The 10,727-nt window shown below is 62.3% G+C and carries 8 protein-coding genes; 6 read left to right on the top strand and 2 right to left on the bottom strand.

Going from position 1 to position 10,727, the window contains the following annotated elements:
- The first annotated feature begins 1,653 nt into the window (after positions 1–1,653).
- Positions 1,654–1,890 (top strand): hypothetical protein, encoded by a 237-nt coding sequence (locus ACWCPQ_RS34730; RefSeq protein WP_449907329.1) that lies wholly within the window; start codon positions 1,654–1,656, stop codon positions 1,888–1,890.
- On the opposite strand, the gene ACWCPQ_RS34725 is transcribed toward ACWCPQ_RS34730, so the two are convergent.
- The gene (locus ACWCPQ_RS34725) at positions 1,887–2,912 is read right to left on the bottom strand and encodes a hypothetical protein (protein ID WP_449907327.1); all 1,026 of its coding nucleotides are present in this window, start codon (positions 2,910–2,912) and stop codon (positions 1,887–1,889) included. The genes ACWCPQ_RS34730 and ACWCPQ_RS34725 overlap by 4 nt on opposite strands.
- A gap of 403 nt (positions 2,913–3,315) precedes the next feature.
- On the opposite strand from ACWCPQ_RS34725, the gene ACWCPQ_RS34720 reads away from it, so the two are divergent.
- The 5 genes from ACWCPQ_RS34720 to ACWCPQ_RS34700 all read left to right on the top strand — a co-directional run bounded on the left by ACWCPQ_RS34720 (position 3,316) and on the right by ACWCPQ_RS34700 (position 9,290).
- Complete coding sequence (locus ACWCPQ_RS34720) at positions 3,316–3,621, top strand: hypothetical protein (protein ID WP_449907324.1); 306 nt, start codon at positions 3,316–3,318, stop codon at positions 3,619–3,621.
- Between the two features lie 43 nt (positions 3,622–3,664).
- Positions 3,665–3,994, top strand: a complete 330-nt coding sequence (locus tag ACWCPQ_RS34715; RefSeq protein ID WP_449907321.1) for a hypothetical protein — start codon at positions 3,665–3,667, stop codon at positions 3,992–3,994.
- 1,082 nt (positions 3,995–5,076) lie between these two features.
- A complete protein-coding gene (locus tag ACWCPQ_RS34710; protein WP_449907332.1) occupies positions 5,077–5,607 on the top strand; it encodes an SLOG family protein in 531 nt (176 codons plus the stop codon).
- A 123-nt stretch (positions 5,608–5,730) separates the two neighbouring features.
- Positions 5,731–6,729 carry an AAA family ATPase gene (locus ACWCPQ_RS34705; RefSeq protein WP_449907318.1) on the top strand — a complete coding sequence of 333 codons (999 nt, stop codon included), beginning with the start codon at positions 5,731–5,733 and terminating at the stop codon, positions 6,727–6,729.
- A 5-nt stretch (positions 6,730–6,734) separates the two neighbouring features.
- On the top strand, positions 6,735–9,290 hold the full coding sequence (locus ACWCPQ_RS34700; protein WP_449907315.1) for a S8 family peptidase: 2,556 nt from the start codon (positions 6,735–6,737) through the stop codon (positions 9,288–9,290).
- A 916-nt stretch (positions 9,291–10,206) separates the two neighbouring features.
- Here the strand turns inward: ACWCPQ_RS34700 and ACWCPQ_RS34695 are convergent.
- The gene (locus ACWCPQ_RS34695) at positions 10,207–10,575 is read right to left on the bottom strand and encodes a restriction endonuclease subunit S (protein WP_449907312.1); all 369 of its coding nucleotides are present in this window, start codon (positions 10,573–10,575) and stop codon (positions 10,207–10,209) included.
- Positions 10,576–10,727 lie beyond the last annotated feature (152 nt).

The raw sequence follows: 10,727 nt of genomic DNA, 5'->3' as shown, positions 1-10,727 counted from the left end.
TTCGCCACGGCATCAAGTGTCGTCATCACGGCACCTTCCCGCTGACCATCCGGTCAGCGAATCAGGCCGGAAACACCGTTAAATCCACAGTCCCGCGCGGCACCCACGGCACGGGCAGCGTCGCAGTTCTTGTAGTACACACCGGAGGGCGCCGGGGCAGGCACAGGCGGAACTGTGGTCGTCGGCTCGGGTGTCCACTCGGGCACAGCAACGGGTGGCGGCACGGGTGCAGGGGCTGGCGCCACCGATGTGGTTGGCATCGGCTGTTGTGGGGCGATGGTCGTCGCTGGCGGTGCGGGAGGGGGTGGAGCGACGCTGACTGTGCTGCTCGGGGGAGCCGTGGTCACCGATGTTGAGGTCGTCGGTTCGGGGTGGTTGTTGCTGCGGTTCGTGTAGTGGTCGGTGCTGGGCTTTCGCTTTCCGCGTCGTCCCCGAATATGGAGCCTATGAGCCCGCACAGCAGGAACGATCCGAGTAGGACGCCAACGACGATGAGGACGTTGCGGTTCGTTCGCCTTCGCCGTGCGACGTTCAATGCCTGCTGATCCTGGTATGCCATGAATGTTTTCCCCTGACTTGGTTTTGCGCGAAAGCTGAGCCCCCGCTGGTCCATTGAAGGATCGGCGGAGGCGCAGAATGTGTTTCACGCCATGTTTGCGCGGTTCGGTAACCGGGTCCAGGGAGGTCCTCTGGCTTCCAGCCCGCCCCGGCCAGTACCAGCCGCTCAGTGACTTGGAGCCCGTTGCTGGACCGTAAGGCCACCACTCATCCGGGCTGATCAAACAAGTAGTCGACGCGCTCAGCCAGACGGTCGACGGTCGCCTCCCGGCTTTCCAAGTAGACGTCGGCATGCGGGTCGCTGCGGGCCACGGACTGCGCGGTTGCGCGGCGGATGATTTGCGAAGTGCGTGCTGGCGCCGCCATGCGGTCAGGTCCGGGCGCTCAGACTCCGGGATGGCCTTCTGCCCGGCCTTCGCCCCAATCCAACGGGCAATTTTTGGGGAAAGTTTGGGAAACGCGGTTCAGGGCCCTACGGCTATGATCTCCGTAAGGCCCTGACCTGCATCTATCTGTCGCGCTGACAGGATTTGAACCGGCGACCACTTGACACAGGTTCAAGTTCTCCGAAAGTTTCCCGAAACACCTCAAAAGCGCTGGAAAATACGCTGCTCACCGCTCAGCTGAGTGTCGAACAAATCCCATCATTTCCGTCGCTTCTCATCAAAAATGTGAGATTTTGGTGAGACGGAACGGCGATGGCTGCCGAGCGCTCTTCGGTGAGGGGTAACCTGGCATGGTCGGTCTGGCACGCTCGATGACAGGGCATGACGTCGCGCGGTGTCGGTCGTAGTTCTGGCCGCTCGGGGTGTCGACCTACGACACACTGGGCCGCCCACTCTTCGGGCTAACCCCTGGCAAACCGAAGATGATGGGGCGCGATGACGATACTAATCACAGTCACCTGGATCGAGCGCCATTCCGGCATCGCCGTTGCCCCGAACCTCGCCCGCCAGAGCGGTGCGGCTGGGGGAGTCACCGGGGCCAGGCAATCTGTCACCGGGTTTCCATCACAGGCTCCGTAATGCGCTCGATCATGAGGAGCGGCACAGCTACACGGTCACCGTCGAGTACTGCGGGCGCGGGAAGTGGGCTGTGAAGAACCGTCTCGGCTGCTACGACGTAGACGGGCAGCGGGACTACGAGTCCATTTCGCCGAAGCGGCGTGATGAGTGGATGGCGCGATACCGGCACGACCTGGACGCCGCGCTGGCGTTGGCGCAGCAGTTGGCGCCGGGATTGAAGTGCTGGCGGCGGACAGCCGCCGATGTGCTGGCCGAAGACGAAGCGAACGGGGATATGGGCCATGAGCACGTTCGGTACCGGCTTTAGCTCATGTCGAAGCCGAACTCCTGCCACTTCCGGACCAGATCCGAGGTGTCCGTGGACTCTGCAAGATCAAATACCGGCATACGGTGACGAATCTGGGCAACGCGAGCAGATCCGTTTAAAGGCAGCCGGATCTCTACTTCGAGCCATTGAGATTCGGTCAGCCTAGGATCCGCCAACGTTTGGAGGACCTCAAAGCCGATGTTGAGCGTCACGACGTCGGGACTGAGGACGAACAGGCCGGCGTCGCGCTTCGTCGCGCCGTAGGGGCTGATTGGTGCCGGTTGAGGCGGAGTGGCGAATACCCGGTGGTCGGTCTTCTGCCTGACCGGATCGTTCTCTGTTCGGAAGCGCAGCGTGCCGGTCGGGATGAAGAAACCCTTGTCGGTTGTGAAGGTCGCAGACCAGTGATGCGCTGGGAAGGTGATGTTTTGACCGGGCTCACTGTTGATGAATAACTGGGTCTCGAACCACAGACGGTACTGAGGGACGGCGGCCGACAGCATGCTCATGATGCGCGCGTGAGCATTCACCAGTTCGAGTTCCGGTACAGATACTTGGGCCCTGAGCAGGGACAGCAGTTCGTGCCGCTTCGCGGTGCGTGTCCGGGTGCCTTCCCTCCAGGGCGCTTCGGACTCGGCTGGGCCCTTGCCGCCCGTAGTCACAAGGTACGGTGCCCGGTCGGTCTCGAAGGTGAGGCTGTAGACCCATCCATGTTCTGTGTTCACCCGGAGATCGGTCATCGTGGGGGCGATACCGTCCACGAACCGCTTCTCCATCTGCGGCCACCAATCAGCCGGGTCCGTGGCGTCAAGAGCCTCGACACTGTGGTCGTCCTCGTTAAGGCCGATGATCCAGGTGATCGGCTGACCGCCAGCAGCGTTGGCCATCGCGGCGAGCTGGCGTGCTTTGTTTACGTCGGGCCACTCGCTTTTGGCCTCGACGTACGCGTCTTCGATCTTCCCACCAGTACAGACCTGGTTGACCAGGTCAACGACATGGGCTTCGATGCGGGCCTTGTTCACGTCACGACGGTACGCCGCGCATCCGTGGCGCGCTCGGGATTTGTTGAGTGGGAGGCTGTCTCGTCGAACTGCGATTGCCAGCGGGTTTCTGGGTGCACACTGGGGTTGTGAGCATGGGTGACCGCGAGCTGCACGCGAGGATCAACCTTGTGGTTGGGGAGCAGTTGTCGTTGGAGCGTCGCGCCGCCAGCCTCACGTGTCTGGAACTCGATCAGGCTTCGAGTCTGTTGCCGGGCTCCGTGATGGACGCTGAGCAGGGCGGGAAGTTGTCTGTCCGGTAGTTGGATGCGCTGTGCCTGGTGTTGGGGTTGGAGACCGGCCAGTTCCTGGATGCGGCGAAGCGCGAAGTGAAAGCCCGCAGGATCTAGCTGCCCGGTTTGACCACGGCCCGAAGATTGACCCCATGAGCAGGTTCGGGCGTCGCCGCTACTGGTTCGAGGACGAAGCTACCACGGCAATCGCGATCCAGATGCCCGAAGGCGTGTACCCGGTTCAGGCGACGTTGCAGCTGGAGCTGCTCGGCCGGCCGAAGTCCAAGAAGCGTATCCCGGCGTGGGTGGTCGACATGAAGGTGCCGAAGGGATTCCGCATCGCCGTGACCTTCCGGGTTGAAAGGGTGACCGGGTGTACGGGTTCTCGGTGTCTTGGCGGGAGCCGCGCGCGGATTGGCATGTCGACGCAAAGGCGGCGATCGAAGCGTATATCCTGAAGAACCGCGCGGCTTCGGGGCTTCGAGAACCGGACCCGGTGTCATGACGCGGCAGACAGACGTTGGCCGAGGTGCCGTTCAATGCGAGCACCGGCCATATGGAGACGTTCCCGGGCGGGTTGACGGGTGGCGTCCGAACGAACCGTTCAAGGTCGCGCTGCGGGTGGTGGGGACCGAGCGCGGGCAGTCCGCGGCGCGGTTCGTGTTGAAGGACACCGCGAGCGGGGTCCGGTATCCGCTGTCCATGACGGAGCTGCTCGCGATCGTACAGATGACGACGATCGAGCGTGGGGTGGTGCTCGGGCGCTGCGTGGGTTGTAAGAGGGGCGCGAACTACGGCATTCGCCTCTTATCGCAGGAGGAAGCGATTTGAGCGAGTCGATTCCGCGGAGCGAGACGTGCGGTAAGCCGGTGTACCCGCACCCTTACCGGCATCCGATCGTCATCAAGGGCGCGGCGCCGGCGCCGGCGCCGCGCCGGAGGGCGTGTGGATGGTGGCCGGGACGTCGTAGGACCGCACCGGCCCTTCGCAGGTGGGACCGTATGGGTCGCAGCTGGAGGCGTTGGAGGCCGCGAACACGGACATGTTCTTGCGTCCACGGCGGCGCTGGACTCTGTCGGACGCGATCGATTACCTGGATGACCTGAACAAGCCGGGCCGGACTCGGATCGTTCAGCAGGTGTTCAAGGGGTCGTGGATCGCGTACGCACCCACTGACTGTAACTGGATGGCGATCCGCCCGCCGGCGCTCATATTGTTGGAGTAGGTGGCAGAATGGGGCCTCTGGAGGGTACGGGTCCAAGTGCCCCTCCAGAGGCATCGCAATGCGCTAGTTAGAACATGTGCTGTGCGTTGATCAACCGACGGTAGGCGCGGCCACCTCTCCTGCCGGAGCACGGCGGGAAGGTGCCGTGCTGCTTATGTTTCGAGGGATGTCCGTACTGGTCAACGTAGATGCCGGTGACGGGGACTCGTTGCCCGTTCTTCCAGGTACCTCCGGGACCGAGGGGGCGGTGACGCTGTGACATGCTGTTTCCTTTCTGCTGTAGCGGGATTCGCGGGTGTTTCACGTCAGTGCGGCGGCGCACGAGGTGAGGTCGGCGTCTTGACCAGCGCTATAGCCGTCCCGGGCGCGCAGGTGTCAGTCGGGATCAACGAGGGAGAAGTCTTCTGTGCGGGGAATGGTCGATGCGGTGTCGCTCACGCTACATTGACTTCGGTTGATTATTCAACGGATAGCTGATTCGAGTTTCTTGTGGGTGAAGTTTTCCCAGGTTGCGGGATCGGAAAGTGGTATACCTCACTCCGGGGTAAGGCTTTCTTTGTCTCGTGCTCCCACGATCAAAAACCCTGGTCAGGGCCACATTCCCGCATTTCCGCATTTCCACATTTGCGGGAAACCACATCGCCACAAAACCGCACTCTTCCATTGAGGCAAACTTCCTTTGCCGCAAATGTGGTTTTGTGGCAACTTCGATCAGGTCGGAAAATCATCCAACTCCCTGAATCTCGGAGCGGCAGATTTCAAAACCCATCATGACGTTAAAACGTTAAGTCGACACATGCCGCAGGCTCGCCGACTGCTGGTGACCGGCAGTCGAGACTGGGCGGACCGGCCGGCGATCTGTGAGACGCCACGTGAGGCGTGGTGGCACCTGCAACCCGGCCCGATCGTCCTTGTGTACGGAGCCGCGCAGGGAGCGGACTCGCTGGCGGCCGATAGACGGGCTGGCAGCACCTTTCCGGTAGAAGCACACCTCGCCGACTGGAAGACGCACGGCAAGAAAGCCGGCGTGGTCCGGAATCAGGCGTTGGTCGATCTCGTATGCGCGCTCCCCGTAGGTGGGTGTGAGACCACTGGTGGAGTGTTTCGCGGCGGCCGCTGGCCGTGCACGTTGACGGAACCAGGCCGGTCTCGTAGTGATGGCGGCGCGTTGATGGTGGGGTGTGCCATCAAGGGAAGGTCGGGATGTCGCAGACAGTAGTCGGCACCGGGTGTCGATCGGCGATAGGGGGAGCGAAGGGCTGTATTTCAGGGTGGTAGGCGTTATAATGCGCAGGCCGAGGTTCCCCTGCGGGTGTGGGAGCGGTGTGACCGAGGAGGGGTGATGGCGACCAACGATCAGCTCAAGGCCCTCATCAAGAGCCATTCCGACGGTGACGACAAGCAGTTCTATTCGGTGGCTATGCAGGTCGCTGCCCGTGCTGCGCGTGCAGGACAAGAGAAGTTCTCGCACGAACTTCGCGACCTGGTGGACGAGCTCCGCAGAAAGAGCGTGGCAACCTCAAGGGTCGCGGCAGTGGTTCCTGTCAAACAGCCACGTGGTGAGCTAGGATCTCTGCTAACGGTGTCCTACCCTGATGCGCGGGCTTCCGACCTCGTTCTGAGCAGTCCGGTCGGCGAGAAGTTGCGTCAAGTGCTCATCGAGCAGCGCCGACGTGACGACTTAGCTCGACACGGTCTGCGGCCGGTGCGCCGGCTTCTGCTGATCGGTCCTCCAGGGACGGGGAAGACTACTACGGCCAGGGTCCTGGCCGGAGAGTTGGGGCTGCCTCTATTTGCGATTCGCCTGGACACGATCATCACCAAATTCATGGGCGAAACTGCGGCCAAACTGCGCATGGTTTTCGATGCGTTGGTGGAGACTCAGGGCGTCTACCTGTTCGACGAGATCGACGCTCTGGCGGGTGATCGGTCAGTGGGCAACGACGTAGGTGAGATCAGGCGTGTGTTGAATTCATTCCTTCAGTTTCTGGAGGAAGATGCCTCGGATAGTGTGATTGTCGCCGCGACTAATCACCCGGAGCTTCTGGACAAGGCGGTGTTTCGCAGGTTCGACACGGTAATTGCGTTCCAGCCACCGGACGAAGTTGCTGCACGAGCTGTGATCAGGAATCGGCTGTCGAACTTTCGTGTCGGAAACCTGGGCTGGAAGCGAATTACTTTTGCGGCACAAAATCTCAGTCACGCAGACATTACTGCCGCGGCCGAAAGTGCCGCGAAGTCGGCAGTGTTGTCGGAACGGGAAATGATCCGAACAGACGATCTTGTCGCTGCGCTCGAGGACCGGCATCGGCTGGGCGGTCCTGATGGTGAGGCACGCTAATCGCAGTGGGAGAGCGCGACAAGCCACACCTCATAATCCAGGCAGCGCCGCAACCGGAGCCATTTGCTTCTAGGCCCGCGGTAGCTGCACCGCGTCAACGATTGCGCGGTGATCTCGCTAGCCACGGACTCCGTCTCCAGACGGAACTCGACGCTGCTACCGCGCCCTCCGATGACGACGAGAACGAGTCCGGTACTTACATCACGTTCGTTTCGTTTCCGGGTCTTGAGCTGGCGTTGAAGAGCCTCGATCCGAGCGGGGGAGGGGCGAAACCTGTTCTGGTTGCGGTCAAGGCTGTTGGTAGCCCGGGCTTCGTCGAACAGCACGCGACTGTCTATGTCCCCGTCGGTGGCAAAAAGTACTTTCTGTCCCGTCTCGCCGAGTATGTAGCGACTACCGCCGACGACAAACCCAAGCACATGGCGCTGGTGGAGGGGATCGCGTCGATTCGACGCGCGACGATTCGTGAACTGTGGACCGATGCGGATCAACTGTTTCCCGCTGACGACCACTGCCGCCGATGGTGGGAGGTCTGGCTTCGCAAGCGTGACAACGAAGACGGCGGTCTCGGCCGGCTGCGTAGCTACGCTGCGCAGCACGAGCTTCCCGTCGGCCGCAACTTCCTGGGCTTCGGGGACCGAACTGTCGCGTTGCTGTATGCGACCGTTCACGAACTCTCGGAGATGTTCGAACTACTCGATGATCTCGCTGAGCTGCGTTCACCGCGCGAAGTTGTTGATGACCTGCTTGAGCTGGATGCTGCAGAGCAAGCCGATTGGGTCCGAGAACTCGTGGCCCGCACCAAGAGTGCTAGTAGCGCTGCGCCGACGGTCTGTGTACTGGACACCGGAGTCCAAGATGGGCATCCCCTCCTGGGGCATTCACTGAACGCCGACGATGTCCATGTCGCAGACGTGACATGGAGGCATATTCCGACGCAGCCACACGGAACCGAGATGGCAGGCCTGGCGCTCTATGAGAACCTGCATGAGGTCGTCGTCGGTGACCACACTCTCGAACTCCGCCACCGCCTGGAGTCGGTGAAAATCCTGCCCGACCGCGGAGACAACGACCCTGAGTTACACGGTGCGACAACGGCGGAAGCGGTCGACCGCCCCGAGATCGCTGCTCCACGTCGCGAGCGGGCTTTTCTGCTGGCTGTTACCACCAACACTCCCGCCGCGACCAACAGCGACGGTGCTGCGACGCGTGACGCAGCGGGCAAGCCCACATCCTGGTCCGCTGCGGTCGACGCCCTGGCCTACGGCCGCGCGATCAGCACCACCGAGCCGGGTCTGGTCTACCTCGATCGTGACGAACCCACGCACCCACGCCTTTTCATCGTCTCCGCAGGCAATATCCGCGACATCGTCCCCTCCGATAACCATCTGGACCGCTGCGATAGCGAACCGGTCGAAGAGCCGGCCCAGGCGTGGAACGCTCTCACTGTCGGCGCATACACCGACAAAGACGATCTGTCGGGCGCGCCAGCAGAATTCGACGGATACTCCGTACTCGCTGCACGGGGGGAACTCGCACCCGCCAGTCGAACATCTGTGGCATTCGAAACGGCCAAATGGCCGTACAAGCCTGACGTAGTCGCTGAGGGTGGAAACGTCGCAGTGTCGGCAGGCGACGCAATGGCCCAAACTCCGGACGCATTAGGCATACTCACAACGCGTTATCAGAATTTCGGCGGCGGTGCGTTTACCACGACGAGAGACACATCCGCCGCATCTGCTCAGGTCGCCGCGATCGCCGCGTCGATCATGGCCGAATACCCTGGTCTGCGTCCAGAGACTGTCAGGGCGCTGATCGTCCACTCTGCCCGATGGACCCCAGCGATGCAGCGCTGGTTCGATGCCGAGCCGGCAAAGACACGCAAAGCCAACCTACTTCTCCGTCGTTACGGTATGGGGGTTCCCAGCCGGCAGCGTGCGCTTCACAGCGCGTCAGATGCACTCACCCTTGTGTCAGAAGCACAGATTCGGCCTTTTGAACGCATCGGCAATCCGGCCGAAGGGCGGCTGCGAGAGATGAATCTCCATCAACTGCCCTGGCCGCGGGAGCAGCTGGAGGCCCTTGGTGGCACCGAAGTGTCGATGCGAGTGACTTTGTCCTACTTCATCGAACCAAACCCCTCAAACCGCGGTTGGGCAGGCAAATATGCTTACCGGTCATTCGGCCTCAAGTTCGAGGTCAGGCGTCCCGAAGATAATCTCACTGCCTTTCGCCAAAGGGTCAATATGCGAGCCAGGAATGACGGACAGAAGCCGATCGACCTCGCTGGCGATAAAGGTTGGATGTTCGGCCCCAACCAGCGGGTCGCGGGTTCCCTACACACCGACTTGTGGACCGGGACCGCAGCGGACCTGGCCAGCAAGGGCGACATTGCCGTGCTGCCCGTCGCTGGTTGGTGGCGCTACCGAAAGGCGTACGACCAGAGCGATCTGGGTGTCCACTATTCATTAGTGGTCAGCATCGAATCCCCTTTGGTCTCGGTCGATTTGTGGACACCCGTTGCTCAGCAAATCGGTGTCGAGACGGCGATCCAGACCTAACCGGCGCCGCCCAACCGCGAAGACCGCCGCGACCGGCGGCCGCCACATGCCGATGCGCTGGAATGCTCCCGGCTCGCTGGTTTGACGTGTCCAAAGAGCCGACCGGCGGGGCGGGTGACCTTGCGCCCGATCCGGTCTGCGGCGACCGCTTCACCGGTCGTGGGAGTCTCTCTTTTTCAACGGAATGCTCAATACAGCCTGCCGGAGAGCAGCGGCCCGCCGGACGTGAACTCGCCGACGCTGCTCCCGTCAGATCAGCCTCGCCAGCGAGGACGCCAGCTCTGGTGACGGCGCCGCCGACCGATCGGCCTGTTGAACAGCAGGGCCAAAGTGAATGGCGTGTCGCCAGGTTGGACACTCGGCAGTGCCGGCGGCTTCTTCCGCGGACCGATGCCGTCGTAGTCGAGCGAGCCATCGCCGCGTTGGCAAAGCGCCCGCGTACCGACGGCGCCGCCGTGCGCCATCGCCGCCGCGAACGGCTACACTGAGATAGCGAGCCTGGACACGGTGTATGACACCGTCGGATGTCCATCGTGCCAAGAGCCCGACACGGGTTTCATACGACTCTGTGGCCGCGACTTGAGCTGTGCCCAGCTGTATAGTGCGGTCGTGCTTTCGGCGCTGTCGAGCTAAATCGCCTTTTCCGTGGCGTTTCGGAGGAGCCGTTCGCGGTGACGTCGTCGGTCCTTCCACCAGGCGAGTCGATCGCTGGACTCTTGCGGGAGACACGTCTGGAGTCCTGTGACGGCTAGCGAGACGACGCTCACGGCTATGACCGCCCACCATGGGGCTTGAGCGGCGACCGCCGCAGCTGGCCCGCTCAGTCCGACCACGCCGGAAACAACCCCCTGAACGCCCGGCCTTCGTGGCGTCCCGGCGGGCTTCGTGCCAGCACGTCGGGTTCGTGTCGGAGGTGTCATCGCAGGTCCAGTTCCCCGTGAAGCATCTGGACGGCCAAAGCCGACCGGGTTTCGTCAGCGACGGCTATCAGCTTGCGGTGGTTGGCGATCATTTGATCGAACTGTTGCACCACCGCGCCCATCTGTGCCTGCTCCGCGATCGAGGGCAGGCGAACCGACAGCTCTCCTAGTGTCCCGACGCTGATCGTCGGTACAACGCTGGCTGCTGTCCGTTCGCTGATCCAGTGCTGTACTTCGGGCAGGGACAGGTAAGCGAGAAGAAAGTTGGGCTCGACGACGTTGCGGTCGTGCACTCGCAGGCGCAGGATGTTTCCGCCGAACAACCACCCGGTGTGCTCTGCGCGGGCGATGGCGGGCTGATCCATCGCGCCAGATCGGACGCAAAGGATGTCGTCGGGTTCCAGAGTGAACTGCTCGAGCTTGCTAGAGAGTGTCCTCAAAGCCAGATGAGCAGGGTGGCCAGGTCGAGCATCCCGCGGTAGGACGTGGCGGTCTTGTCGTAACGGGTGGCGATCGC

It is taken from the genome of Nocardia sp. NPDC001965 (assembly GCF_053594175.1).
This window is presented reverse-complemented; position numbering and strand designations above follow the sequence as displayed.

Excerpts from the sequence above, each read along its gene's own strand:
- ACWCPQ_RS34695 (WP_449907312.1), bottom strand. The coding sequence starts at position 10,575 with ATGGATCAGCCCGCCATCGCCCGCGCAGAGCACACCGGGTGGTTGTTC.
- ACWCPQ_RS34705 (WP_449907318.1), top strand. The coding sequence starts at position 5,731 with ATGGCGACCAACGATCAGCTCAAGGCCCTCATCAAGAGCCATTCCGAC.
- ACWCPQ_RS34710 (WP_449907332.1), top strand. The coding sequence starts at position 5,077 with ATGTGGTTTTGTGGCAACTTCGATCAGGTCGGAAAATCATCCAACTCC.
- ACWCPQ_RS34715 (WP_449907321.1), top strand. The coding sequence starts at position 3,665 with ATGACGCGGCAGACAGACGTTGGCCGAGGTGCCGTTCAATGCGAGCAC.
- ACWCPQ_RS34720 (WP_449907324.1), top strand. The coding sequence starts at position 3,316 with ATGAGCAGGTTCGGGCGTCGCCGCTACTGGTTCGAGGACGAAGCTACC.